The organism is Microvirga antarctica (assembly GCF_017921815.1).
In the GTDB taxonomy this organism is placed as follows: Bacteria; Pseudomonadota; Alphaproteobacteria; order Rhizobiales; family Beijerinckiaceae; genus Microvirga; species Microvirga antarctica.
Genome location: NZ_JAGEMM010000003.1, coordinates 376,776 through 402,502, shown reverse-complemented (window position 1 = coordinate 402,502; position 25,727 = coordinate 376,776). Strand labels below are relative to the sequence as shown.

Below are 25,727 nucleotides of genomic sequence, written 5' to 3'. Positions count from 1 at the left end.
CGGCATCCGCCCCGCCAAGCGGCAACATCCCGATGGTTCCCATGCTTCGTCCCTGGCTCGCGTCACTCGGATTTCTCTGCCTTGTTGCAACAGCCCAGGGAGCGTCCCTCGATACCCTGGCGGTCGACGTCACAAACACCAGCGAACCGGTCCTTTGCGCCGAAAAAGACAATGTGACGATGAACTTTGCCTCGCCCAGCGTGCGCAACTTCCGGATCGAGGCCGCGCACCCGACCTATATGGGAACGCTACGCGACGACAAATGGGAGCCCGACTGGACCGCCTGCGGTGCTCTCACCGCAGCGTCATCGGCCGCCCCGCCCTCGCACAAGGTCACATTCTACGAGAGCGTTGACGTGTGGCTCACAGGCTTCACGTTTCCCAATTTCTGGCGCAAGAGCGACGTCACGGTTCAGGTGGGCGACAGGGTCGAGAAGAACCTGCATCTGATCCAGCTGTGGGTCCGGCGCGATGAGCGCGCCGAGGAGGTGCTGGTGCTCTATCCGGCCGACGGATATTGGCGCATCCGCCCCCTGCCTCCGGCACATCTGGGATGGAGCGCCTACGGCTCGTCATTTCTGCTGGGCCCGATCGAAGTCAACGAGCGGCCCATCGTGAACCTCAAACACGTGCGGTTCGATCCCAAGACGATGACCTTCACGGTGACCTTCACGGACGGCAATGCGGCAACCGTCGCCATCAAGAATCTCGATCGCGACCGCATGACCCTCGACGTCACTCTGGACCGGCCGATCGAGAAAGGCCCGTTTGCCGCCCTCCGCTCCATGTATGTGACCGAGTTCAACGCCGACGTGGCACGGATTGCGGCCCGCGAGGAGGGTGCGCCCTCATGGACGGAAAGCCCCATCATGACCTTTCGCAACGCCAAGGCGACGGATGTCTGGATGGGCCGCCTGGTGCCGTCGCGCCACAACACAAGCGCCCCCGACATGATGTTCAACCGGTTCGGCGATAGCGAGAAGCCGACGCGCTGATACCGGATCGCCGCCAATCACGGTGAAGAAAAGGGCGCCCCGTTTCCGGAGCGCCCTTTGAAGGAGTTCAGCCCTCAACGAGGACGACGGTCTTAGCGACTTTTACAGTCCTGAATCGAACGAATAGGAGACGGTCATGCCGAGCCCGAACTGGTTCTCGGAGCCGAACCGCTTGACGATCGGGCTGTCGCCCGCATCGCCCACAAGGCGCTTGTAGGTCACGAAGGCGGTGGTGGACCACTGGCTCGACCAGTCGTAGGTCAGGCCGGTCGTGGCACCGACCGACGTGATTCCGCCTGACGGCCGATAGGCGGTGACCTGGCCGTTGAGGAACGCCTCATAGGGTGTCACGCCGAAATAGGTTCTGGTGAAGGAGTTGCCGCCAAGTGCAACGCGCGGTCCGACCGAGACGATGAAGGCGCCATAGCGCTGGACCACATCGAGCCCGATATCGCCGACGAAGCCTTCATAGCCATTGATGCCGTAGCGGATTTCGGCGCGAGCACGGAGAAACTCGACGGGCCAGTATTCAACGAAGAGGCCGGGCTCCACGGCCCAGTCGATCTTGTTCAACCCAAACAGCCGCCGATCGCTGCTCAAATAGCGGCCGCCCTCATAGCGTCCGACGACGCCGAGTGTCAGCCCCGACTGCTCGACGAACGCAAAGCTCACCCCGTCATCCGGAGCGGAATATCGGACTGGCGTGCCGGCGCGGCGGAAGCTGAACGAAGGGAAGGCCACGAAATCCATCTTGTCCGACCCAGGATAGGATGTGCCGATCTGGGCATTGCCCTTCACGGTCACAATCCAACCGTTCGGGTTGGTCGGAAGCGCGGTAAAGACGGGATCAGCCGCCAAGGCCGGCGAGGCAGACACCGCCATCGCAGCGGTGGCAGCGAGAGCGAAAGACTTCAAAGAACGCATGACAGATCCCGGTTCGGCTTCTGAATGAAGTCCTGACGACATTCGCAAATGTGGTCAAGGCCGATAGAGTTACAAATGCCGCAAGGTTCTGTCAGGATCCTTTACGGGACCTAAAGACAAGACGGCCGCGTTGCATAACGGCCACGCCTGGGCAACGCCTTTGCCACAGGCGGGCTACGCGATCATCGCCGTTGCGGACGAAGCGAGCGTGCCAGTTCGCGGATGACATTGTCCTCGATGTTGAGGTTCAGACCGTCCTGATCGTCATCCGCCGCGTCGTTCTCGGCCGGCGAGGCTTCGGCTTTCTCAGGCGGGGCGGGCTGGCGCTGCGCAGGACGCTCAGCGGGTTGCGCCTGAGCTCGGCGGGGTTCGGGTTCGCCGGCGTCGCGGGCTCCCTTCTGCGGCGCATAGGTCCGGTTGGCGCCGAGGCGACCTTCGAGGGTGTCCAGAAGTGTGTTGAGTGCCGCATTCGACAAGGGAACATCAAGTGAAGGGGGAAGTCCCTCGAGAGCGATCGCCCGGTTCTGGTAACCGGCCTCGCCCGTCACTTCAGGTCCAAACCAGGGCAGCGGTCGAAAATCGCGGGAATCGTCTTCCTTCTCGAAATCGACCGAGATGAGATCCAGCGGACCCGGGGTCACGAAGCGATCAATCCGAACCTCGCGCGCGCCGATCGAGAGAGTGGAGCGAACGTAATCGACCTTGCCGGGGGTCACATCGAGCAGCGCTTCCGCATGCGTGCGTGGAACATCTGTTCTTTCCTCGACAGGAAATCCGTTGCCCGTCGTCACCAGCACGAGACTGCCCTTGTCGCCGTCAATCACGACAAACGAGCTCCGATCGGCCTGGTTCGGGAAATGCCCCTCTGTCAGCCGATTGCCACCGCGCTCCTTGCGGATCAGGCGCGCAAGAGATGAAGCAATGAGATAACGTCTGGTAGTAATCATTTTAGTCTCTCTCTAATCAGCAAGTCTAAATACGCCACTTCAAAAAAAATTCCAGACACTTGTTAACAACTAATACATTGTTGCGGGCGACCGCTACCCCTTTGTGCTGATGGGCAAATCTCTTGCGTCCTGATTTTTCGGAAGTTTCTCCCATTAACCATATCTGGATTAAAGAGAGGTCAACGCCCAAGCTTGGCCGCAGCATGCGCCGACAAGGCAGGCTTACGCGAGGCTGTTCAATGCCGACACGCCGCCTGATGCCTGGACCGAAAGGCTGCCCGCTGCAATCGCAGCCTCCAGGCAACTTGCCCCGTCGCCGCCCGCAAGCCAGACATGCAGGAACCCGGCATTGAACGCATCCCCGGCCCCAGTGGTATCAATGACATTAACCTTCGGAGCCGTGCGAACGAAGCGATCTCCGCCGCGAGCGAGGATCGCGCCGTCGGCTCCCCGCTTGAGGACCACGAGCGGAAAATGGGCCGTCAGGCAATCGAGCCCCTGCTCGATCTTTGTCGTCCCCGCCAGGGCTGCCATCTCCTCGACATTGGGCAAGAAGGCGTCGATTCCCTGGCAAGTCTGAAGGAAATCTGCGCGATAGATCAGATCCTCGTCCCAGCTCGGGTCCAGCGATACGGTCAGGCCCTTTTGCTTGGCGCGCGCCACCAGATGCACAATTTCGGCGAGGGTCGCGTATTCGGCGATGTGCAGGTGGCGCATTCCCGGGGCGTCCAGCGCTGCTTCAAGGGTGGCAGGATGTCCATGGCCCGCACGCCGGGACAGAAAGGCCCGGTCTTGAGCCTGGACCATCGCCACCGTTAGTTGAGGCCCCGCATCGGCGGCCCGTTCGACGAAGGACAGGTCGACGCCACTCTCCAGGAGACCCACGTCCAGCCCCAGCGATAGCGGGTCTGTGCCCAGACGGCTCACGAGGGCTGCGGACCTGCCGAAACGCGCAAGATGGGCGGCGGTGATGAAGGCCCCCCCGCCCGGGACGACCGCCACATCGCGCGCGAAAAGCTCCCGGCCAAGCACTGGCATGCCGGAAAGGCCGGTGAAGACCAGATCGCAATAGGTCCGGCCGAGGCACAGGACCCCACCGACCGCCCCGCCGCTCACATCCGGCATAGGGCCCGTTCGGTTTTCGCGTCGAAGAGGTAGAGGCTGCCCGCCGGAGCGCGCACCGTCACAGAATCGCCGGCGCGCGGGATCGCGCGCCCGGGCGCGGTCGCAATGGCCGGCGTTCCGCCGAGGTCAAGATGGACGAGGGTTTCGGCTCCGAGCGGTTCGACGACGGAGACCTCACCCGTCAGGACGAAGGTCTGGCCGGCCTCAGCCTCGTCGACAACAAGGTCGTGCGGACGCACGCCCACCAGCACATCGGCGCCGTGGCTGACCGCCGCGTCGGCCGGCACCGGCAGGCTCAAGCGCCCGGATTTGAGGATGGCGGTGCGCGCGCCACCCTCGTCCCGAATGGTTGCCGGCAGCAGGTTCATGGTCGGGCTTCCGATAAAGCGCGCCGTAAAGATGTCGGTCGGGTTGTCATAGAGTTCCATGGGAGTGCCCACCTGGAGGATATGGCCGTCGCGCATGACCACGATGCGATCCGCCATTGTCATCGCCTCGACCTGATCATGCGTCACGAACACGATGGTGGTGCCGAGGCGCTGATGGAGCTTCTTGATCTCGATGCGCATCTGAGCGCGCAGCTGGGCGTCGAGGTTCGACAGCGGCTCGTCGAAGAGAAACGCGACCGGGTTGCGGACCATGGCGCGGCCGATGGCGACACGCTGGCGCTGCCCACCGGACAACTGAGCGGGCCGGCGATCAAGCAACGCCTCGAGGCCGAGCATCTGTGCGGTCTCGGCAATCCGCTTCTTCTTGTCGGTCTCGCTGAGCTTGCTCGTGTAGAGACCGAAACCAATATTCTGGCCGACCGACATGTGCGGGTAAATCGCGTAGTTCTGAAACACCATCGCGATGTTTCGGTCCTTCGGCTCGAATTCGTTCACCACGTGACCGTCGATGCTGACAGTTCCGCCAGAGATGTCCTCAAGGCCCGCGATCATGCGCAAGGTCGTCGACTTGCCGCAGCCGGATGGGCCGACCAGAACCACAAATTCACCGTCCTTCACATGGAGATCGATGCCGTGAACGACGGGCGTCTTGCCATATCGTTTGACAAGTCCGTCGAGCGCAATGGTGGCCATCAGGCTTCTCCCCGAAGCGAATTGAATCGTGTGTCGAGCTCGTGCCGGGCATCGGTTTCGCGCAGGCGTATCCGGTCTGCGGCGTCGCCCAGCTGGCCGAGCTTATCCCGGTACGCCTGAAGGGCTGCCGCCAGCGGCTGCGGTGCCGGCCCGCCGAAGCGCTGACGGATCGCGACGAAATAGTCCGGCGAGACGATTTCCGCGAAGGCCATCGCGTCGATTTGGCTCCCGCGCCCGGTGGCGCCGACAAACGCCGTCTTGAAGGCCGCATAACCATCCTTGGCCAGATCGCCCTTGACCGCAACGACCGCACGCGCGACAGCCGCGGCGATCTCGTGCGCCTCGCGGAAGGACAGGCCCTCGCGACGCACGAGAGAGTCAGCCAGTTCGGTGACCGTGATGCAGCTCCGGCGAATGTTGTCGCGGACACGCTCTTCGTCGATGCTCACTTTGTCAATGAGGGCGGCCAGCAGGTCCAGCACGCGGCCGCCGGATGCGAAAGCCTCGTAGCCCATGCTCTGGGTTTCGCCTTCGCTGTCGTTCATGTCGGTGAACGGCGTATTGTGCATCACGTCGAGCATCGCGCGGGCGCGGCCATAGGTCTGCGAGGCGAGATGGCGAAGGTGCTCGATCGGCACCGGATTGCGCTTCTGCGGCATGATCGACGAGATCTGCACAAAAGCGTTCGGCACATAGACTTGTCCAACCTCGAAGCTTGTCCAGAACTGCAGATCCTGGATCGGTCGGCCAAGATGGAGAAACATCAGGGCGATCGCGGAATAGGTCGACGTCACATAGTCGACCGCCGCGATGCACCCATACGAATTTTCAAGCGGGCCTGAAAAACCGAGCAGAGCTGCCATGCGCGCGCGATCGATCGGAAATCCCGACGTCGTGATGGCAGCAGCACCCATGGGCGACAGGTCCACCGTCTCGCGCGCCGCCGCCAGCCGCGCGATGTCGCGCAGCAGCACTTCGATGACGGCCGCCAGATAATGCCCGAACGTCGTCGGCTGGGCCGGCTGACCGTGCGTATAGGCGACGATAAGCGTCGCGCTTTCCCGCTCGGCGACGGCGATCAACCGCTCCGCAAGGCGATAGGCCTGCATCAGAAGCCCGTCGATCCGCTCCTTGAGGGCGAGCTTGAACAAAGTGTGGTCGATATCGTTGCGCGACCGGGCCGTGTGCAGGCGGCCGGCGAGATCGGGCCCGAGCCTCGTCTTGAGTTCTTTCTCGATGAGGAAGAAGAAATCTTCGACCTCACCCGTATAGGTCAGGCCGTCGACATCGAGCTCGGCATCGATCGCCGAAAGGGCCCGCGCGATCGCACGCGCCTGTTCAGTATCGAGGATGTGCGTTTCATGCAGCATGACGAGATGGGCGCGATCGATGCTGCGGAAACCCGCCACATGATGGGCCTTGGCGCCATCGAAAAGAGGACGCAGGACGGTTTCCTTGTAGACGGGATCGGGAAACACGCTCGTATCGGGCAGAGACGGACGGGATGTCTTCATCGCGCTCACCCCTTCAGTCCGGCCAGCATCACGCCGCGGACGATGTAGCGCTGCAGGAGCAGAAACACGATCAGGGTCGGGATCGTGGCGAGGCTCGCGCCCGTCATGATCATCTCCCACTGGATGGCCTGCTCGACCGCGAAACTCGAGAGCCCGACCGGGAGGGTGTAGAGCTCGCGGCTATTGGTGACGATCAACGGCCAGAAAAACGCCGTCCAATTGCCCAGGAAGGTGAAGATCGCAAGCGCCGACAGCGCGGGCGTCACCAGCGGCATGGCCACGCGCCACCAGATGGTAAATTCGTTGAGGCCGTCCACGCGGGCCGCCTCGAGAAATTCGTCCGGCACCGTCTCGAAGAACTGCTTCATCAGGAAGGTCCCGAAAGCCGTCATCATGCCCGGGAACATGATGCCCCAATAGGTGTCGACCCAGCCGAAGGTGCTGGCCATGAGATACCAGGGTATCACCAGCATCTCGGTCGGAATCATCAGCGTCGAAAGGATCGCGATAAAGATCACATAACGACCGCGGAACTGGAATTTCGCCAGGGTGTAGCCCACCAGGGAATCGAAGAACACATTCGACAGCGTGACCGTCACGGCGATGACGAGGGAGTTGATGAACCAGCGCAGGAACCGGCCATCCGACAGCACGGTCCAGTAATTGTCGAAGGATGGCGACTCGGGAATGAGTTTGAGGTCGTAGACCTGCGACGCGTCCTTGAGCGACGTCGACAGCATGAACAGCAGGGGTGTCACCATCACCAGCCCGCCGATTAACAGCAGCGTCCAGGCGACGATACGGCCGGGCCGGAAGGCGCCGCGCGCCATACTCCTGCCCGAGAGGGTGATCTGCGGTGCCATCAGCGATCCTTCAAGACGCGCAGCTGGATGAGCGAAACGGCGAGGAGAATGGCGAAGAGCACAACGGTCTGCGCTGCCGCATATCCCATATCGAAGGATTTGAACGCCGTCTGATAGATCATCATCACCAGCGGCTTGGTGGTGTTGAGCGGGCCGCCCGGATCATTGAAATTGATGTTGTAGACCTGATCGAAGATCCGCAGGAAGCCGATCGACGAGAACACGATCAGGAACACCAAAGTGGGCTTGAGCAGCGGTAGCGTGATGCGGCGCAGAATGGCGAATTCGGACACGCCGTCGATGCGCGCGGCCTCGTAGTAGGAGGTCGGAATCGCTCTGAGACCGGCAATGAAGATGATCACCTGGAACCCGAGACCGGCCCAGATGGCGGGTGCAAGAATCGCCGGCAGGGCCTGGGTAGTGGAACGCAGAAAGGGCTGTTGCGGCAGACCGGCCCAGGTGAGGAACCCGTTGATCACCCCGATCGGAACCGGCTGGTAGAACCAGCGCCAGACCCAGGCCATCGCAGCAGCGGTGGTCAGGAACGGCAGGAAATAGAGGGCACGGATGAAACCGTGCATGAAGCGCACGCGGTCGAGATAATAGGCGATCGCAAACGAGATCAGGAGACTGATCGGGGTCCCGATGATCAGATACAGGAACGTGTTGCGAAAGACCTGCCAGAAGAGCGGATCCTGCACCAGCCGCGTGTAGTTCTCGAGGCCGACGAACGACGCCGGCCTCATCAGGTTCCAATTGGTGAACGACAGGCCAATGGCCTGGAGCGTCGGCCAGAAGCGAATGACCGAATAGAACAGGATCGGCACCGCCAGAAACGTCCAGGCCCACACGACGCGCTTGTGGCTGAGGCTCAAACCGTTCCACAAGCCACCCGGTTTTGCGCGCGCTGTCGACACTGTCGCGCTCCCTACTTGGCAGCGCGGTCGATGATCGCCTGCTCGGCCTTGGCTGCCTCGGCGAGCGATGCCTTCAGATCCTGGTTCTGAAGCAGGACCCGGTTGACCATGTCGATGGCGGTCTGGCGCTGGGCAGCCTCATCGACGAACATCGTCGTGTGGGCGTAGTCGAGGCCCTTCAGGAACGGGCCATAGATCGGATTGGACAGGTTCTTTTCCGTCATGGCGGCCGAGCGGCGGGCCGGCAATTCACCCACGACCTGCAGCCAGAGCTCCATCGCTTCCGGCGAGCTGATATACGTTAGGAACTTCTTGGAGGCCTCGAGCTTCTCGCCCTGGACACGGCTTGTGATCGCATTGGCGAAGTAGCTGGCGTAGTTGCTGCGCATGCCGTTCGCATCGGCCGGTAGCTCGGTCACGCCCCATTCGAAGCCCTTGATCGACGAGAAGGCGCCGAGCCGGAACGTGCCGTCGATGGTCATGGCCGCAAGGCCACCCTTGAAGGCCGCCTGCGCCTCGTCCATGAAGCCCATGAGCCCGACCTTCTGCTTCGTCTGGAGATCGGTATAGAATTGCAGGGCCTTGAGCCCCGCGTCACTGTCGTAGGCAACCTTGCGGTCGTTATCGGTGTAGGGCACGCCGCCGTTCTGGCGGATGAGCACTTCACGCCACCATTGGTGATCCTGCCCGGCCATATCGAGGGTGAAGCCCTCCGAGATGATATTGCCGGCGCTGTCGCGCTTCACCGTCTTTTCGGCGGCCGCGAGAAACTCCTGCAGGTTCTGAGGCGGCTTGTTGGGGTCGAGACCCGCCGCCTGGAACAGCTTCTTGTTGTAGAACAGCGCGAGGGAGCGCACGGCGGTCGGCAGTCCATAATACTCGCCGCCGCGCTCCATGGCTTTCACGATCGGAAAGAACTCGGCCTGGATTTTGTCGTGCGGGAACGCATCCTTCGGCAGGGGCTGGATGAGCTTGCCCGCGATGAAGCCATCGACCCAGCCGTAGAACAGCTGCACGACATCGGGACCTTGGCCTGCGGTCACGGCTGCCGCGACCTTGGTCTGATATTCGGCGTACGGAAATGTGGTGTGCTTGACGGTGATGCCGGGATTGGCGGCCTGAAATTTCTGGATCAGCTGATCCATGGCCTTGACGCGGGTCTCGAACACATATTGCCAGTATTCGATCTCGACAGCACTGGCCGCATTGGCCGCCAGAACACCGACACCGAAGGCAAGACCTGCGAGCATTTTCCGTAAGCGCATAGGATGACCCTCCAAAATGCCCGCGAAGCGAAAGGCTCCGGCGCAGCAAGAAACACGTTCCCGTTATGGCGGGGCGACGCACCGCACCCCTGCAAACAGGCTGGCTTGCACACCCTGTCCTGTCAATAAAATAATTTACTTGAGTTAATCGCAAGGCCTCGCCATCCTTTGGCTCCAGACAGGTTTGCTGATGCCGCGCTCGAAACCCTCACCTTCGTCGAAAGCTGCGATCGGAAACAATCCCGAGCGCAATCGAAGCCATAACCGTCGGGTGGTTCTCGACGCGGTGCGGCTGCATGGACCGATCGGCCGCACCGCCATCGCCCGCCACGCCCATCTCACCGCGCAGGCCGTCTCCAACATTGTTGGCGAGCTTTTATCCGAAGGTCTTTTGCTTGAATGCGGCCGGCGTCGCTCGGGCCGCGGCCTGCCGCCGGTCCAGGTCATCGTCAATCCCGATGGCGGCATGACAGTCGGCGTCGAGCTTGCGGCCGATCGGCTGGTAACGGTCCTGGTCGACCTCTCCGGACACGTGAGAGCTCACCGCACAACGCTGCTCGCCGATCCGACGCCCGCCAAGATCGTGCCGCTGCTGACGCGGGCAGTCGATGACATCTGTCAGGCCGTGCCCGGCAGTGCTGCGCGACTTCTGGGTGTCGGGGTCGTGATGCCCGGACCCTTCGAGATCGAGGGCATGAGCTCGGTCGGCCCAACGACGCTGCCCGGCTGGTCGGGTCTCGATGCGACGGCGATCCTGAGCAAAGCCCTTGGGAAGCCGGCGATCGTCGAGAACGACGCCACCGCAGCCGCCGTCGGCGAGCGACTGCACGGGGTTGCCCGCAATTTCAAGAACTTTGGGCTGGTGTATTTTGGCGCCGGCCTGGGCCTGGGCATTGTCAGCGATGGACGCCCCATGCGCGGCGCGTTCGGCAATGCGGGAGAGATTGGCCACGTCATCGTATTGCGCGGCGGTAAATCCTGTGCGTGCGGAAACAACGGCTGCCTCGAACGCTACGTTTCCGTTCATGCGCTTCAGGAGCGCCTGCGACGTCACGGCATCGCCTGCGAAACCACCGAGGACATGACTGCCGCCTACGAGGCGCGCGAGCCAGAGATGGTGGCGTGGATTGCCGAAGCCGGGGCCATGCTCGCGCCAATCGTCGGCATGCTGGAGAACATCCTCGACCCGGAGACGATCGTGTTCGGCGGCTCGCTTCCGGATGCCGTCATGGATGCGCTGATCGAGGCGCTTGCACCGCTCCCTCTGTCGGTTGCCAGCCGGCGCGAGCGCGCGATTCCCCGCGTCATCCGTGGCGCAACGGGGCGACTGACGGCGGCGTTAGGGGCGGCCGCGCTCCCATTGCTGGAAACGATGACGCCAAAACTCGACACGGGCCCTGCGGCCTCCCTATCCTGACCTGCAGAACGAGGATGACCTGATGGGCAACCACGATCGGATTGCACGAGAGATGGGCGACCCTGCCCTGATCCGTCTCCACCGCAAGCTCGGGCGCCTGTCGTCCGTCCTCACTGTCATGAACACCGGGGCGCATCCCGACGATGAGGCCAACGGCCTGCTGGCCGCCCTGCGCTTCGGACTAGGTCTGCGCGTCATCGTGGCATGCTCGACCCGTGGGGAGGGGGGACAGAACGCCCTCGGACCCGAGCGCGGCGGCGCGCTGGGCATGGTGCGCACGATGGAGATGGAGGCGGCCGCTCGCGTGATCGATGCCGACGTTGTTTGGCTCGGCCATGGGCCGGACGATCCCATCCATGATTTCGGGTTCTCGAAGAATGGGGACGACACGCTCGCGCGCTGGGGCGAAGACCGGATCGTCGAACGACTAGTCCGTGCATACCGAGAAGAGCGCCCCGACATTGTCATCCCGACATTTCTCGACGTCCCCGGACAGCATGGACACCACCGGGCGATGACGCGCGCGGCCGAAACTGCCCTGGACCGCGCGGCCGATCCAAACGCCTATCCTCACCACCGCAACGAGGGGCTGCAACCCTGGAGGGTCGCCAAGTTCTACCTGCCAGCATGGTCCGGCGGCGGAGCGACCTACGACGATGAGACGTCGCCGCCCCCCGCAACCCTGACCGTCACCCCCACGACAGACGCCGCCACGGGCGCACCCTTCGCCCGGATCGGCGAATGGTCGCGCGCCGCCCATCTCACCCAGGGCATGGGTGTCTGGCTCGACAATCCCGCGCGCCAGTGGCTGCTGCACGGGCACCGGGGCGATGCCATAATGTCCGGCACGGAGCCAGATATCCGCTCGGGTCTCTCCGCCGATGTCGGCGCGCTGGGATCGATTGACGGCATGTCGGCCGCGGCCGCGACCCTGCTGAAATCAGCCCAGCGTGCCATCGAGGCCGCTCAGGCCGCCTTCCCGCATCGCGAGGCGATCGTCGAGTCGGCGCTGAACGCTGCGGATGCCATTGAGACGACGCTTGGCATTCTGCCCGATCCGATGCGTGAACAGATCGAGCATCGCCTCCGCCGCAAGTTGCGTGAACTCGATGCGGTGATTCTCGAAGCGCGCGGCGTGCGCGCGAGAGCCTGGGCCGACCAGACCTTCGTGTCGCCGGGCGACAGTTGCACACTCCATGTGGCGCTCGAGACCGCAGACACCAAGGCCTGGGCGAAACCGGTCGCGGGCGCGGGCGTAACGGTCGCGGCCGGCACCGCCGTCGATGGTCGTCAGGACTTCACTCTTGCAATCTCACGGGACGCCGCGGTCTCGCTGCTCTATCCGCCCCGCTACCGGGCGCTTGGCGGAAACGGCGATGTGACTCTCGTCGTCGGGACAGAGATCGGTGGTCGCACTATCCGCACGACAATCGATCTCGAAGAGCCTTTGCGTATCGTCCCGGAGCATCAGGTTGAAATCGAGCCGGCGGTTGTCATCCTGCCCTTGTCGGCAACACCGGGAGCCGTGGAGGCAACTGTTACACAGTCAGCCGGTTCTGCGATCGCCCCTGTGTCCGTGGCAGGGCCGGAAGGCTGGCATGTAGAGCTCGGCGAGAATCGCATCCGCCTGACCCCACCGGAAGATTTGCAGGCCGGTCGTGCGGTCTTCGATGTCAGCGTCGGCGGAGCGCCCGCCGTTCAGGCCACCCCCGTGGCCTATCCGCATATCGACCAGGGCCTCTATCTCGAGCCTGCGAGCCTGACCTGCCTTGCCCTCGATCTCACACTGCCTGACCGCGCCGAAATCGGCTATGTGGCGGGCGGCAGTGACAGGGTCGCGCCCTGGATGAGGGCGATGGGCCTGTCGGTCACGACGCTCGATGAAAACGGTCTTTCGCGTGATCTATCGCGGTTCTCGACCCTCGTCATCGGCACGCTGGCCTTCTCGACGCGCCCCCGGCTCGCGCAGGCCGCCGGGCACCTCCGGCGCTATGTCGAAGCAGGCGGACACCTGGTGACACTCTATCAGCGGCCCCTGAAAGGCTGGGACCCGGAGGCGACACCGCCCCGGCCAATCGTCATCGGCTCGCCATCGCTTCGCTGGCGGGTGACGAACCCGGCCGCGCCTGTTTCGGTGCTCGACCCGGACAGCCCTCTGCTTGTCGGCCCGAACCGCATCGGCCCCGCGGACTGGGAGGGGTGGGACAAGGAGCGCGGCATCTATTTCGCATCTCGGTGGGACGCGGCCTACCGACCTGTGGTCGCCATCAGTGACGCGGGCGAGGCCCCGCTGCAGGGCGGCCTTCTGAGCGGCATTATCGGTGCGGGACGGCACACGCATGTGAGCCTCGTATTGCATCATCAGCTCGACCGGCTGGTTCCCGGCGCTTTTCGGCTCCTGGCCAATCTCGTTCAGGCGGCCGACGAACTCGCGGGACGGCCATAGACCCGCCGCGGGGAGATCGCGAGGATGCGCGTCGCGATCTAGCGAACGAGCGCAAGGCTGGGGGGCAGAATTGGTGGGTTGGAAAGTCATGACCTTTCCCCCGATGGCGCCCTGAAACGCTTTCTTCAGGCCAGGGCTCCGGTCAACTTCAAGTGGCAGGGCCGGCGCGATTGACGTTTGACCCTGCTACGGCCCATGATCCGCGCCTTATGATCCGCTACACCATTCCCCACGCGCTGCAATTCAACGGCCCCTGTTTGCGTGCTCTCCGGGCAAGCGGTTTCCTGTCCGTGACCGGCAATGGTAGCCCCAGATCGCCGCGATGTTCGACAAGGCATCTCCGTCAAGGCGGGTGCGCTGTCCCGGTCGAACCATGACGCCGGCCCGTGCGATTGCGGCCGACCTCCCGACAGAGGCTGTCGTCGGGCGGGCAATCGGCGGCTCCAATGTCGCGCTGGGCAACCTCGGCCCCTGGCCTCACCCGCTCTCGCTTAAAAGCCAGTTGCCATGACAGACCCGCCCAAATCCAACGCCCCGCAGATGACCTCGCCATCGTTCCGCCTTCCAGCCCTCGACCAGGATTTCCTTCTTGGCGATTCGATGCGAGGCGTGCGGTTCCAACTCGAATACGCGAAAGCAGAAGAAAGCCTGCGGATCTGGGGCGTGCGATCGACGATCGTCGTGTTCGGCAGCGCGCGGGTCCGCGAGGACGGTCCCGGGCGACATGGGGATTGGTATGCGCAGGCGCGGGCCTTCGGGCGGATCGCCTCCGAGCGGGGCGGCGCGCTCATCGTCAACGGGGGTGTGCGCGACAACGTCATTGCGACGGGCGGAGGCCCCGGTCTGATGGAAGCCGCCAATCGCGGCGCGGCCGATATCGGGGCGCCATCCATCGGATTCAACATCACGCTCCCGCGCGAGCAGGAGCCCAATGCTTATTCGACACCCGAACTGACGTTCCGCTTTCACTACTTCGCCATGAGAAAAATGCATCTGGCCATGAGGGCCAATGCGCTCGTGGTTCTTCCCGGAGGCTTCGGGACCTTTGACGAGTTGTTCGAAATCCTCAACCTGCGGATCACCGGAAAAGCCCCGCCCCTGCCCATCGTGCTCTTGGACCGCGACTACTGGGACAGCGTGATCAAGTTCGACGCTCTCGCCGAAAATGGCATGATCACTCCGGCCGAGCTGGGCATCATGCAGTTTGCCGAAAGCGCCGAAGAGGTCTGGTCGAAACTCGTTGAGGGCGGCCTGATGAAGCGCCTGCTGTAAAAAGGAAGGCGCGGGCCTGGCGTATGGCCGGTCCCGCGCCTTGTATTCCCGCTTCAAAAACCCTGCTCGAACCCTCAGGTCGCGGTGATCTGACCGCCGTCGACACGCAGGATCGAGCCAGTCATGAACGAAGCCTTCTGGCTGGCGAGGAACACCGCCGCGGCTGCGAATTCCTCGATCTCGCCATAACGACCGGCCGGAATGCCGGCGCGTGCGGCCTTCGCCACCTCGTCTACGGATCGGCCGGTGCGTTCGGCATTGGCAGCATCCAGTTGCTTGAGACGATCGGTCGAGATGCGGCCGGGCGCGATGGCGTTGACGGTAACGCCGGATGCGGCGACCTCTGACGCCAGGGTCTTGCCCCAGCCGACCAGCGCGGGCCTGACGGCGTTGGAGATCGCCAGGTTCGGAATTGGCTGAATCACGCCAGAGGAAATAACCGAGATGATGCGCCCGTATTTCTGCTCGACCATGCCGGGCAGAAACGCATCGGCAATCCTGACGAGGTTCACGAACATCGCCTCGAACGAATTGCGCCACTGATCTGACGACACGCCCTGGGCTTTGCCCGGGGGCGGGCCGCCGCTGTTGAGGACGAGAATATCGAGGCCGCCGAGGGCCGCCATCACATCCTTCACCAGGGTATCGACCTGATCGGTCTTGCCGGTGTCACAGATGAAGGGCAGGACGTCGTGACCGATCTTTTCGGCTGCTGCCTTGGAGCCGTCCATGGTGCGGCTGGCGATGGCAACGCGCACGCCCTCTTCGGCAAGTCCTTGCGCGATTCCGAATCCCAGTCCCTTGCTGGCGCCGAGCACGAGCGCCCGCTTGCCTGTCAAACCCGTATCCATACTGCCGTTCTCCTGTGCGATGATGCCTGTCGCATATCACGCGCCTGACGCCGCACACAAGGCGAGCAGGGCTCTTGCGCCTTACGGCGCCGAGGTTTCAGCCCTCGCAAGGTCAGCCCGCGTATCGATGTCGAAGAGAATTCCGGGTTCGTCAACCGCGACGAGGGACAGCGCCTCGCCCAAGCCGTCCAGCGTCGCGCGGGCACCGGAATCGCCGGTCAACGCAGCGAGTTTTGGCAGCAGCGCTGCTGCGAAGAGAACCGGATGGCCCCGTCGGTGCGCATGGACAGGTGCAGCAGCCACCACTCCGTGCCCGGCCAAAGCCTGTTGCAGCAGGAACGGCACCTGCGTCGGAACCGCGGGCATGTCGCCCAGGAACACGAAGACCCCATCGGTGTCGGCCGGGAGGGCTGACAGACCCGCGCGAACGGAGGCCGAGAGCCCGGTCTCATATGTTGCGGCGTGAACGACTGTCAGTTTTGCTCCCTGCGGATGCCCCTTCGCGAAGCGTCGCGCAGCCGAGGCCACGTCCGTGGCGTCCGATCCCGTGACGACCATCACGGCATCGACAGGCGCATCCAGCGCCGCCCGCAACGCGCCTTCAAGCACAAGACCTGTGCCCATTCGCGCCAGAAGCTTGCGCCCTCCGAACCGGGACCCTGAACCGGCCGCTACGACAATGGCCTGCAAGCCCATCGTCAGGCCGCTTGTGTAGCGAGCGAGGACAGACCACGCGCCGCAGCGTTGGAAGATTCCTGGATCACCTCGCTCATGACGCTCGTGGCAATCTCCCATGACGACCGCGCGCCGATGGGCAGGCCGATCGGCGCCTTCAGGCGCGCCAAAGCGACGTCGCCCACGCCGTCGCTCCGCAGCCGGGCCAGCTTTCTGGCAAGGTGGCGGCGACTGCCGAGGAGCCCTACATAGCATGCTCGCGATGGCAGGGACGCCAGAAGCGCATCGTGATCATCGTCGTCGTTATGGGCTGAGACCACGACAGATGTCCAAGGGTCGAGACCGACAGACGCGAAAGCCTCCGCCGGACCATCGCGCCGGTACGCGATGCCCGGCACGGGCGGAGGCGCAGGAGGACCTTTGGGCCGCACCAACGTGACTTCGTAGCCTGAGACCTGCGCCAGCGAGGCAATCGCCAGAGAACTCGGATCATGTCCCACCACGATCAGGCGTCGTGCGGGGAACGTCCAACGGAACATCGGGCCGTCCTCGCCTGCTGATCCTGCCTCAGCTGATGTCACAGCCACGAGATCACGGGCGGCGAAAAGCTCTGGGGGAACGAGCGCGAAATCCCCTGCGGAAGCAACACAGTGACGCGATTGGCCATCGCTGAGCCAAAGCGCCGGCTGGCGGCTTGCCGACAGGTTCAGCAACGTCTCGAGGCTCGCGTCGCCTGCAGGCACGTATTCCACCAACAGGTCGATGCGTCCGCCGCAAGGGAGCTGGATATCAACCGGCCCACCCTGCCCATAGACCAGGCGGCGAGGCGCGCCATCATCCAGCGTCGCAAGAGCATGAGCGGTCACATCGGCTTCGACGCAACCGCCCGACAGATATCCCACCACCGCATCACGCGTCACAGCCATCTGTGCACCGACGCCTCGTGGCCCGCCGATGGCACGTACCATCGTCACGAGGGCAACAGGAAGCCCGGCGGAAGCCGCGTCCCGGAGAAAGGGCACAACGCTGTCCTGCAGGCCGAATGTATGCCAGTCGGCCTTCGCCATCTCCAATGCGGACGTCATCGCGCTGCCCTCGAAGGCCGTCGTCTAGAGGAGGTTCTCAAGGCGGATCGGCAGATCGCGGATGCGCTGCCCCGTGGCGTGGTAGACCGCGTTTGCAACCGCAGCGTTCGTGCCCACATTTCCAAGCTCCCCGAGGCCCTTGATCCCAAGCGCATTCACTTTCGTATCATCCTCCGGCACGAAGATCACCTCGACGTCCTGAATGTCAGCATTGACCGGGACCATGTATTCAGCCAGGTCATCGTTCACGTAGCGGGCGAACCGGTGGTCCATTTCGGTGGCCTCGTGCAACGCAGCCGAAATGCCCCAGATGAGCCCGCCCATGAGCTGGCTTCGCGCCGTCGTGGGACTGATGATGCGGCCGGCTGCAAATGCGCCCACGATGCGCGGCGCGCGGATCTCCCGTGTCCGTCGGTGCACGCGCACTTCGACGAATTCGGCCCCGAACGCATATTGGATATGATCGCCCGCCGACGTGCCAGACGCCATGATCGGAAGGCCCTTCCCGAGCATGGCGTTGCCGACGAGCTTGATGGTCTTGGAAGCGATCTCGGGCATGTATTTCGCGTGCGCCTCAATGGGGCCGAACCCCAGTCGGGCGCTGGCTGCCATGAGCGTCTCCGACTGGCCGTCAGGAGCACGCAGTTGCCCGTCGGAGAACGTGATCATGTCGCGATCAAGCCCGTGCATCGGTCCGTTGGAGGCGACGGCGGCGGTCACCAGCCGATGGCGCAGTTCCTTGCAGGCATCGGCCACGGCGTTGCAGATACTGGCAGTGGCGTTCGAGCCACCTGCCACCGGTGCAGGGGGCAGAGTGCTGTCGCCGAGTTCGACGCTGACGCGCTCCAGCGGCACCCCGAGAAACTCCGCGGCCGTGATAGCGAGCGCCGTATAGGCTCCGGTGCCGATGTCGTGACCAGCGCTTTGGACCCGCACGGATCCGTTCGGCGCGAGCGTCACCTTGGCTTCCGCCGGCGCCACATTGGTCGGGTAGCAGGATGTGGCGCAGCCCCAACCGATCAGCCAATCCCCGTCTGTCATGGAACCCGGAACCGGGTTGCGCGACGCCCAGCCGAAAGCTTTGGCGGCCGTGTCGTAGCAGGTCATCAACGCCCGGCTTGAATAGGGTGCGTCGGTGATGGGATTGATCTGCGTGTCGTTGATGCGCCGAAGCTCCACCGGGTCCATATGGAGAGCAACCGCCAGCTCATCCATGGCGCTCTCGATGGCGAAGATGTAAGGCACCTCCGCGGGCGACCGCATGAAGCCCGGCGTACTGCGATCGGCATGAATCACATTCACCCGCGTGGCGATGTTGGGGCACGCATAGAGTACGGCGGTGGTCTCGGTGCCGGCCACCTTGTACTCGTCCGGGCGCGAGGAGACTTCCCAACCCTCATGCGAAAGGGAGGTCAACTGACCATTGGACTCGGCGCCGAGCTTGATGAGGTGCTGCGTCTCGGCGCGAAAGTTCGAGACCGTGTAGGCTTGTTTTCGCGTCGCGACGAGCTTGACGGGTCGGTTGAGGCGCTGCGCTGCCAGCGCGATGAAGGCAGTCCGCGCCGTCAAGGCGGCCTTGCCGCCAAAGCCGCCGCCGACGAACGGCGAGATGATCCTGACCTTGTCCGGCTTGATGCCCAGCTGCCTGGCGACTCCGTTCTTGAGGCCATGCACATATTGGCTCGGCTCGTAGATGGTCAGTTGGTCGCCGGACCACACGCAGGTGGTCGAAAAAAGCTCGATGGCGTTGTGGTGCTGCGTCGGCGTTGAATAATAGGCCTCGATTTTCACCGGGGCTGCGGCAAAGGCCTTCTCGGCATCCCCTGTTGCCGGGTCCGAGCGCGTCAGCGGGTTGGTCATCGGGCGCGGTTGCGGACGCGACTCGTCAAACCCTGCTTTCGGCTTATTGACCGCGTAGTCGACCCCTACCTTGTAGGCAGCCTCCCGCGCGGCCTCGAACGATTCTGCGATGACGACAGCAATGATCTGGCCGGCATGCCAGATCTTGGACGAACTCATCGGCATGATCGTCGAGGATGCATAGCCACCCCCGGCGAAGAAGCGAACGCTGCGAACCTTCCCCTTCATATTCTCCCAGGTGAGGATGTCGAGAACGCCATCCACGGCTTTCGCGTCCTCGAGATGGAAAGCCTTGATCTTGCCGCGGGCAATCGCGCTGGTGACGAGATAGGCATGGGCCGTGTCCTCCATCGGCGTGTCGGAGGGGTAGCAGGCGGCACCTGTGACCTTGAGGCGGCCATCGATGCGCGGAACCGGCTTGCCGAACATGCCGCCTTCGCTGATGGGGCCCACCTGGCTTTCGGAAATCGTCATGTCAGAACTCCAAGGTCGCTGCTTCGAGGAGCGCACGCACCAGTGTTTCTCGCCCGAGTTCGGGTTTGAACGCGTTCTCTCCGCGTCCACGCGCAGCGGCAAAAGCCGCCTGTGCGGCCTGCCGCGCGCGTTCCTCGTCGAGTGGTTTGCCGGTCAGGACCGCTTCCGCCTCTTCGGACCGCCACGGCACCGTCGCCATGCCACCAATTGCGATGCGGACTTGCCGGACGATCCCGTCTTGAAGATCGAGGGCCACGGCAGCCGACGCGATGGCGAATTCGTAGGATTCCCGGTCGCGAATCTTCAGATAAAGAGAGCGTTTCATCCAGGGCTCGCCCGCAATCCGAAACGCAGTGATGATTTCGCCGGGGAGGAGTGTGGTCTCCACGTGTGGCGTCTCGCCAGGCTTCACATGCAGATCCCGAAACGCAATCGTGCGATCGCCTTGCACGCCTGCGATGTCGACCGTCGCATCGAGGGCCAAGAGCGCTTGAGCGAAGTCCCCCGGATAGGTCGCGATGCAATTCTCGCTCGTTCCCAGTACGGCGTGCTTGCGGTTGACGCCCTCGAGTGCTGCGCAGCCGCTGCCAGGAATTCTCTTGTTGCAAGAGGCCCACGAAACGTCCCGGAAATAAGTGCACCGCGTCCGCTGAAGGACGTTGCCTCCGAGGCTTGCCATATTGCGGAGCTGAGCGCTGGCCGCGAGCTTGAGAGATTGCGCAATGACCGGAAAGTCCTTGCGGATCGCCGGATGGTCGGCCACATCGCTCATCCGCGCCAACGCGCCAAGCCGCACATCGCCGCTCTCCACCGCGATGTCGGACAGGGAGGTTTCGAGAGGGTTGATGTCGACGATCCGCTGCGGGCGCATCACGTCGAGCTTCATCAGGTCCAGAAGGGTCGTCCCGCCGGCGAGAAACTGCACCGGCGCATCGAGGTGCCCGTTCGCGTCGATCCGGCCCGCCTGCACGGCCGCGCTGACGCTGTCGACGCGTTGGTAAGAAAACGGTCTCATGCGTCGCGCTCCCGCATGAGAGGCTTTGCCTGTTTGATGGCGTCGACGATGTTCGGATAGGCCGCGCAGCGGCAGAGATTACCACTCATGTATTCGCGGATGTCTGCGTCCGTCTCGGCATGGCCCTCCGTGACGCATGCCACAGCCGACATGATCTGTCCCGGCGTGCAGTAGCCGCATTGAAATGCGTCGTGATCCATGAAGGCCTGTTGCATCGGATGAAGGTCCCCTTCTTGCGGCGCCAGGCCTTCGATGGTGGTGATGTGTTTTCCCTCTGCTGCGGCCGCAAAGGTCAGGCAACTGAGCACCCGTCGCCCATCCACGTGCACCGTACAGGCTCCGCACTGGCCGTGATCGCAGCCCTTTTTCGACCCTGTCAGACCGAGATTCTCCCGCAGCGCATCAAGGAGTGTCACACGCGGGTCGGCGACGACCCGCCGAGACCGTCCATTGACCTGCAGCACGAGATCCAAGGTTTGACAGCGATCCCGCAAATTTTCCGGGGGAGACGATTTCAAGGGCGAGGAAGCGTCCATATGAGGTTCCACATATCTGGAGCAGCCAAGACGCACCGTTGGCGGCGCGCCCGCAGTCTAGAATTGTGATAACCTGGGCCGCCTGGAGCGGTTCCTGTACGGTGCCGATAATTCCGGTTTGCGTGGGTCACGCCGTCGCTGCGTGCGCTTGCGGGTAGCAGCAGCCTGCTTGGCCGACACGGAACGGGACTTGTCTCCCCGGGGCCTCGCCGTCTCCTGTCGATGGGTCAAACGCTCGATACAGCGTTCGCTTTATCCAACAGGTTGCCCTGGCCGCGCGTTCCCCTAGCCGCTGTTTCGCAGACCGGCCGCAATGCCGTTGATCGACAGGTGGATGCCTTCCACCACGCGTTCGTCCCGATCGCCCGCACGATGGCGCTTGAGAAGCTCGATCTGCAGGTGGTTCAACGGGTCGAGATAGGGAAAGCGATTGCGGATGGAGCGGGCCAGCAGCGGATTGCCGTCGAGAAGCGTCTCCTGTTCGGAAATCATCAGAAGCTTGGCAATGGCGCTCTCCCATTCGCGACGGATGCGCGGGAAAATGGCGTCCCGCAACGCCACATCCTCGACAAGCTTGGCATATTGCGACGCGATGGCGATGTTGCTCTTGGCCAGCACCATGTCCATGTTCGACACCAGCGCCCGGAAGAACGGCCAATCGCGATACATTTCCTGCAACAGTGCCAGACCGGTCTCGGGATGATCCGCCAGATAGGCATCCACCGCGGATCCGAACCCGAACCATCCGGGTAGCATGAGCCGGCATTGCGCCCAGCCGAAGACCCATGGGATCGCGCGCAGATCCTCGATCCGCCGTGAGTTGGTGCGCGACGCGGGCCTGCTGCCGATATTCAGATTGGCGATCTCGCCGATCACGGTCGATTCCCAAAAGTACTGCTCGAAGCCCTCGGTCTCGTAGACGAGCCCGCGATAGGCCTTGAACGCGCTGTCGGATAGTTCCTCCATGGCGGCAAGATAGTCCTGGCGCGGGGCCGATTGCCCGGAATGCATGAGAGACGCCTCGAGGGTCGCAGCCGCCAGAATTTCCAGATTGCGACGGCCGAGCTCGCGGTTGGAATACTTGCCGGCAATGACCTCGCCCTGCTCCGTGATGCGAATGGCGCCTTGCACCGCCCCGCCCGGCTGCGCCAAAATGGCCTGATAGCTTGGGCCGCCGCCGCGGCCAACCGAACCGCCCCGGCCATGGAAGAGGCGTAGGCCCACGCCGTGCCGCTCGAACACGTCGATCAGCGCAATCTCGGCCTTGTACAACTCCCAGCCCGAGGTCAGAAAGCCGCCATCCTTGTTGCTGTCGGAATAGCCGAGCATCACTTCCTGCGCCTGGCCGCGACTGCGCACCAGACGCATGTAGTCCGGCAGCGTAAACAGCGCTTCCATGACGCGGCCGGCATTGCGCAGATCGTCGATGGTCTCAAAGAGCGGCACGATATTGACGCTCATCTCGCCGTCGCGGGGACGTAACAGGCCCGCTTCCTTCAAGAGAAGCGCGACTTCGAGAATATCCGACGGATCGCTCGCCTTGGAGATCACGTAATTGGGCACGGAGGCAGGACCATAAAGTCGGTGCGCGTTGGCCGCCTCGCGGGCGATCGCCAGCTCCGACATCGTCTCCGGCGAATAGTCCTCAAACGGCGAGGACAGCAGCCGGGGCGTCTGCAACTCCTCCAGGAGGCGTCTCACCCGATCCTCCTCCGAAAGCTGCGCGTAGCCGGTCCCCGGGGTGGCTTTCTCCAGCAACTCGCCAATGACGCGCTCATGGACGTCGGAATTCTGGCGCATGTCGATGCTGGCAAGATGGAACCCGAACACATCGACAGCGCGGCGGATTTTGCGCAGCCGTCCGCGGGCAAGATGGCCGGAGCCGTTCGATTGCAGCGAGCGGTGGATGACCGCGAGATCGCCAGCCAGCTCATCGACGGTGTCATAGGGCGGCGCCGCCCCGATCGCGTGACGGGCAACCTGACTGTGACCCAGCCGCTCGGCGGTGGCCGCCAGCCGCGCGTAGATTCCCGACAGGGCGCGACGGTAGGGCTCGCCCTGTCGATGCGGCGAATGATCGGGCGAGGACGCCGCCAGCGCTTCCACCTGCTCGGACACTGCCACGTAATCGCCATCAAGAGACAATTCACCGCCCACGCGATTGACCTCCTCCAGGTAAAAACCCAGTGCCCGTTGGCTCTGCAGCAGCAGCGCCTGGCGCAGGGCGTCGGCGGTCACAAACGGATTGCCATCCCGGTCGCCGCCGATCCAGCTGCCCATGCGCAGAAAGGACGGCAGCTCCACCGTGTTCCAGACCGGGTCCATCGCGACAAGCTGATCCTCGAGCGAAGCGTAGAGGCGCGGCAATTCCTCGAAGAAGGTGTAGTCGTAGTAGGAGATGCCGTTCATCACCTCGTCGATGACCTTCAGCCGGTTCCGCCGAAGAATGCTGGTCTGCCACAGCGTCAGGATGGCCCGCCGCAATTCCTCGTCGCTGTCGGCGAGCTCGGCGGGCGTCAGGCTCTGGCGGTCGCGCCGCACGAGGATGTCGGAGACCTCCATCTCGCGGTCGATGGTGCTCTTGCGGCGAACTTCGGTGGGATGGGCCGTCAGCACCGGCGAGACCAGAGCGCTGGCGAAGAACGCCGCCAGGTCTGATTGTTTCAGGCCTGCTGCGGAGGCCTGTGCGAGGGCGCTGGCGAGCGTGCCGGGGCGCGGGCCGGACTGCGCCATGGCATGCGCCCGCGACCGTCGAACGTGATGCTGGTCCTCCGCGAGGTTCGCCAGATGGGAGAAATAACTGTAGGCGCGGATGATCTGGTTGGTGCGAACCCGCGACAGGCTGTTCAGCGTCGTCTCCAGCTCGCGCTGTGCCGCCACGTCCTCTTCCCGATGGAAGCGGATGGAGGTCTGCCGGATGCGCTCGACGATCTCGAAGACCGATTCGCCTTCCTGCTCGCGGATCGTGTCCCCCAGAAGCCGGCCGAGCAGGCGGATATCGTCGCGAAGCGGAAGATCCTTCGTGGGCGTGGTGTCGAGAGGGTTAGCGGACAAAGGTCGGCCTCGCTTGAAGAGAAATGCTGCACCTGCGAATAAACGCCCTGTACCCTCCCGCCGCAAGCGCCATCTCGTGGCGGCAGACCTAGGGCTCTCCGGCTGCCCATTGGGTAGGGTTATCGGATTGTCCGATGAGGGCGAGCCCATATGCGATCGATTCGAACTGATCGGCCGAGGTCAGCCGGGTCTCCCCGAACCGATCGATGAAGAGCCGCCGGATGGCGGGCACGAACGAGGTGCCGCCGGTCAGGAAGACCCGTTCGATCTCTTCCGCCCGTACCCCCGCAACCGCGAGCGCCTGGTCGACCGTGTGGGCAATTTTGCCGACGTCGTCGGCGATCCAGCCTTCGAAATCGGAGCGGGTCACCGGCGCCGTGATGTCGACACCTTCTCCCCTGAATTGAAAAAGGGCCTCCTCGGCGGAGGACAGCGCGAGCTTGACGTTCGAGACGGCGCGATAAAGCGCGAAACCGAGGTCGTAGTCGACGATCTCGATGAACTTCTCGAGCGGCGCAGGATCGATGGCCACACGCGCGAGCTCCCGCAGTTCCTTGAGGTCGCCACTGCCCTTCATGAGAGCCAGTTGATTCCAGCGGGCGAAATTGGCGTAATAGTGGTTGGGGATCGTCAGGATCTTGCCCATCGACCGATAGGAGCCGCCCTTGCCGAGGCGGGGCGAGACCACCCGATCGACGATGCGATAATCGAAGGCGTCGCCCGCAATCCCGATCCCTGAATGGCCAAGCGGCTCGGCCTTGAGAACGCCCGCCGCGCGCGAAAAGCGCATCACCGAGAAGTCGCTTGTGCCGCCGCCAAAATCGGCCACCAGAACCGTGGCGTCATGGTCGAGCTGGCGGGCGAAAAAGAATGCGGCGCCGACGGGTTCGTACACATAGGTCGCCGTGTCGGCGCCCAGCCCTGCAAAGGCCGAGCGATAGCGCTGCATGGCCAGCGCATCGTCGGGATTGTGGCCCGCAAACGTGACCGGACGGCCGACCACCACGTTGCGTGCCGTCAGGTCCACGGCGGCGCCCCCATGCCGGATCAGGGTGCGCAGGAAGGCCCCCAGAAGATCCTCGAAGCGATACCGGTCGCGGAAGATGCGGGTTTCCTGAAAGGTGGCGCTGGCCGCAAACGTCTTGAACGACTGGATGAACCGATGAGCGTGCAAGCCGTCAAGAAAATGCTCGATGGCCCAGGGTCCACCTTCCACATGGGTGCGCCGGCCATTGCCGTGACGCTCGTCCCAGAAGCACAATGCCGTTACGTAAACCTTGAGCTGGGCGCCGTCATGCTCGAACGTCACGGCCTCGACCCGGCCGCTCGGATCGGCAATCGCCACGACCGTGTTGCTCGTCCCGAAATCGATTCCGATGGACAGATCGCTGCTAGCGGCGGGCATGGGAA

The 25,727-nt window shown here is 63.5% G+C and carries 20 protein-coding genes; 4 read left to right on the top strand and 16 right to left on the bottom strand.

The genetic code is table 11. The features are described 5' to 3' along the window. The first annotated feature begins 41 nt into the window (after positions 1-41). Complete coding sequence (locus J4G32_RS12970; RefSeq protein WP_246505025.1) at positions 42-995, top strand: hypothetical protein; 954 nt, start codon at positions 42-44, stop codon at positions 993-995. 102 nt (positions 996-1,097) lie between these two features. On the opposite strand, the gene J4G32_RS12965 is transcribed toward J4G32_RS12970, so the two are convergent. The 8 genes from J4G32_RS12965 to J4G32_RS12930 all read right to left on the bottom strand — a co-directional run bounded on the left by J4G32_RS12965 (position 1,098) and on the right by J4G32_RS12930 (position 9,632). Beyond that, on the bottom strand, positions 1,098-1,919 hold the full coding sequence (locus J4G32_RS12965) for a MipA/OmpV family protein (RefSeq protein ID WP_210493871.1): 822 nt from the start codon (positions 1,917-1,919) through the stop codon (positions 1,098-1,100). A gap of 182 nt (positions 1,920-2,101) precedes the next feature. After that, entirely contained in the window at positions 2,102-2,866 is a 765-nt protein-coding gene (locus J4G32_RS12960; protein ID WP_210493867.1) for a hypothetical protein, read from the bottom strand. 222 nt (positions 2,867-3,088) lie between these two features. Next, on the bottom strand, positions 3,089-3,991 hold the full coding sequence (locus tag J4G32_RS12955) for a carbohydrate kinase family protein (RefSeq protein WP_210493863.1): 903 nt from the start codon (positions 3,989-3,991) through the stop codon (positions 3,089-3,091). Then, a complete protein-coding gene (locus J4G32_RS12950; protein WP_210493860.1) occupies positions 3,979-5,073 on the bottom strand; it encodes an ABC transporter ATP-binding protein in 1,095 nt (364 codons plus the stop codon). Before J4G32_RS12950 ends, J4G32_RS12955 begins: the two co-directional genes overlap by 13 nt. Next, positions 5,073-6,587, bottom strand: a complete 1,515-nt coding sequence (gene argH / locus J4G32_RS12945) for an argininosuccinate lyase (RefSeq protein ID WP_210493856.1) — start codon at positions 6,585-6,587, stop codon at positions 5,073-5,075. Before argH ends, J4G32_RS12950 begins: the two co-directional genes overlap by 1 nt. A gap of 5 nt (positions 6,588-6,592) precedes the next feature. Further along, the gene (locus J4G32_RS12940) at positions 6,593-7,450 is read right to left on the bottom strand and encodes a carbohydrate ABC transporter permease (protein ID WP_246505024.1); all 858 of its coding nucleotides are present in this window, start codon (positions 7,448-7,450) and stop codon (positions 6,593-6,595) included. Further along, a complete protein-coding gene (locus tag J4G32_RS12935) occupies positions 7,450-8,367 on the bottom strand; it encodes a carbohydrate ABC transporter permease (RefSeq protein WP_210493850.1) in 918 nt (305 codons plus the stop codon). The genes J4G32_RS12940 and J4G32_RS12935 overlap by 1 nt, the downstream gene beginning before the upstream one ends. Positions 8,368-8,378: 11 nt before the next feature. Beyond that, a complete protein-coding gene (locus tag J4G32_RS12930; protein ID WP_210493848.1) occupies positions 8,379-9,632 on the bottom strand; it encodes a sugar ABC transporter substrate-binding protein in 1,254 nt (417 codons plus the stop codon). 190 nt (positions 9,633-9,822) lie between these two features. On the opposite strand from J4G32_RS12930, the gene J4G32_RS12925 reads away from it, so the two are divergent. The 3 genes from J4G32_RS12925 (at position 9,823) to J4G32_RS12915 (ending at position 14,767) form a co-directional block, all read left to right on the top strand. Continuing rightward, the gene (locus J4G32_RS12925) at positions 9,823-11,049 is read left to right on the top strand and encodes an ROK family protein (protein WP_210493847.1); all 1,227 of its coding nucleotides are present in this window, start codon (positions 9,823-9,825) and stop codon (positions 11,047-11,049) included. A gap of 22 nt (positions 11,050-11,071) precedes the next feature. Further along, positions 11,072-13,495, top strand: a complete 2,424-nt coding sequence (locus tag J4G32_RS12920) for a PIG-L family deacetylase (protein WP_425515512.1) — start codon at positions 11,072-11,074, stop codon at positions 13,493-13,495. Positions 13,496-14,002: 507 nt separating this feature from the next. Then, positions 14,003-14,767, top strand: a complete 765-nt coding sequence (locus tag J4G32_RS12915; protein ID WP_246505023.1) for an LOG family protein — start codon at positions 14,003-14,005, stop codon at positions 14,765-14,767. 74 nt (positions 14,768-14,841) lie between these two features. Here J4G32_RS12915 and J4G32_RS12910 read toward each other — a convergent pair whose 3' ends face one another. From J4G32_RS12910 to J4G32_RS12875, 8 genes are all read right to left on the bottom strand, one after another. Continuing rightward, on the bottom strand, positions 14,842-15,618 hold the full coding sequence (locus J4G32_RS12910; RefSeq protein ID WP_210493844.1) for an SDR family oxidoreductase: 777 nt from the start codon (positions 15,616-15,618) through the stop codon (positions 14,842-14,844). A gap of 81 nt (positions 15,619-15,699) precedes the next feature. After that, positions 15,700-16,314 carry a nucleotidyltransferase family protein gene (locus J4G32_RS12905; protein WP_210493841.1) on the bottom strand — a complete coding sequence of 205 codons (615 nt, stop codon included), beginning with the start codon at positions 16,312-16,314 and terminating at the stop codon, positions 15,700-15,702. A gap of 2 nt (positions 16,315-16,316) precedes the next feature. After that, a complete protein-coding gene (locus J4G32_RS12900) occupies positions 16,317-17,378 on the bottom strand; it encodes an XdhC family protein (protein ID WP_210493838.1) in 1,062 nt (353 codons plus the stop codon). 24 nt (positions 17,379-17,402) lie between these two features. Then, positions 17,403-19,712 carry a xanthine dehydrogenase family protein molybdopterin-binding subunit gene (locus J4G32_RS12895; RefSeq protein ID WP_246505022.1) on the bottom strand — a complete coding sequence of 770 codons (2,310 nt, stop codon included), beginning with the start codon at positions 19,710-19,712 and terminating at the stop codon, positions 17,403-17,405. A gap of 1 nt (position 19,713) precedes the next feature. Beyond that, positions 19,714-20,727, bottom strand: a complete 1,014-nt coding sequence (locus J4G32_RS12890; RefSeq protein ID WP_210493832.1) for an FAD binding domain-containing protein — start codon at positions 20,725-20,727, stop codon at positions 19,714-19,716. Next, entirely contained in the window at positions 20,724-21,200 is a 477-nt protein-coding gene (locus J4G32_RS12885) for a (2Fe-2S)-binding protein (RefSeq protein ID WP_246505021.1), read from the bottom strand. The genes J4G32_RS12890 and J4G32_RS12885 overlap by 4 nt, the downstream gene beginning before the upstream one ends. 348 nt (positions 21,201-21,548) lie before the next feature. After that, positions 21,549-24,317, bottom strand: a complete 2,769-nt coding sequence (ppc, locus tag J4G32_RS12880) for a phosphoenolpyruvate carboxylase (protein WP_210493826.1) — start codon at positions 24,315-24,317, stop codon at positions 21,549-21,551. Positions 24,318-24,405: 88 nt separating this feature from the next. After that, complete coding sequence (locus J4G32_RS12875; RefSeq protein ID WP_210493825.1) at positions 24,406-25,722, bottom strand: Hsp70 family protein; 1,317 nt, start codon at positions 25,720-25,722, stop codon at positions 24,406-24,408. Between the last annotated feature and the right edge of the window lie 5 nt (positions 25,723-25,727).

What these genes read in the sequence shown, in the direction of transcription:
- J4G32_RS12970 (WP_246505025.1), top strand. Translation starts at nt 42, where the DNA reads ATGCTTCGTCCCTGGCTCGCGTCACTCGGATTTCTCTGCCTTGTTGCA.
- J4G32_RS12965 (WP_210493871.1), bottom strand. Translation starts at nt 1,919, where the DNA reads ATGCGTTCTTTGAAGTCTTTCGCTCTCGCTGCCACCGCTGCGATGGCG.
- J4G32_RS12960 (WP_210493867.1), bottom strand. Translation starts at nt 2,866, where the DNA reads ATGATTACTACCAGACGTTATCTCATTGCTTCATCTCTTGCGCGCCTG.
- J4G32_RS12955 (WP_210493863.1), bottom strand. Translation starts at nt 3,991, where the DNA reads ATGCCGGATGTGAGCGGCGGGGCGGTCGGTGGGGTCCTGTGCCTCGGC.
- J4G32_RS12950 (WP_210493860.1), bottom strand. Translation starts at nt 5,073, where the DNA reads ATGGCCACCATTGCGCTCGACGGACTTGTCAAACGATATGGCAAGACG.
- argH (WP_210493856.1), bottom strand. Translation starts at nt 6,587, where the DNA reads ATGAAGACATCCCGTCCGTCTCTGCCCGATACGAGCGTGTTTCCCGAT.
- J4G32_RS12940 (WP_246505024.1), bottom strand. Translation starts at nt 7,450, where the DNA reads ATGGCACCGCAGATCACCCTCTCGGGCAGGAGTATGGCGCGCGGCGCC.
- J4G32_RS12930 (WP_210493848.1), bottom strand. Translation starts at nt 9,632, where the DNA reads ATGCGCTTACGGAAAATGCTCGCAGGTCTTGCCTTCGGTGTCGGTGTT.
- J4G32_RS12925 (WP_210493847.1), top strand. Translation starts at nt 9,823, where the DNA reads ATGCCGCGCTCGAAACCCTCACCTTCGTCGAAAGCTGCGATCGGAAAC.
- J4G32_RS12920 (WP_425515512.1), top strand. Translation starts at nt 11,072, where the DNA reads ATGGGCAACCACGATCGGATTGCACGAGAGATGGGCGACCCTGCCCTG.
- J4G32_RS12915 (WP_246505023.1), top strand. Translation starts at nt 14,003, where the DNA reads ATGACAGACCCGCCCAAATCCAACGCCCCGCAGATGACCTCGCCATCG.
- J4G32_RS12910 (WP_210493844.1), bottom strand. Translation starts at nt 15,618, where the DNA reads ATGGATACGGGTTTGACAGGCAAGCGGGCGCTCGTGCTCGGCGCCAGC.
- J4G32_RS12905 (WP_210493841.1), bottom strand. Translation starts at nt 16,314, where the DNA reads ATGGGCTTGCAGGCCATTGTCGTAGCGGCCGGTTCAGGGTCCCGGTTC.
- J4G32_RS12900 (WP_210493838.1), bottom strand. Translation starts at nt 17,378, where the DNA reads ATGACGTCCGCATTGGAGATGGCGAAGGCCGACTGGCATACATTCGGC.
- J4G32_RS12895 (WP_246505022.1), bottom strand. Translation starts at nt 19,712, where the DNA reads ATGACGATTTCCGAAAGCCAGGTGGGCCCCATCAGCGAAGGCGGCATG.
- J4G32_RS12890 (WP_210493832.1), bottom strand. Translation starts at nt 20,727, where the DNA reads ATGAGACCGTTTTCTTACCAACGCGTCGACAGCGTCAGCGCGGCCGTG.
- J4G32_RS12875 (WP_210493825.1), bottom strand. Translation starts at nt 25,722, where the DNA reads ATGCCCGCCGCTAGCAGCGATCTGTCCATCGGAATCGATTTCGGGACG.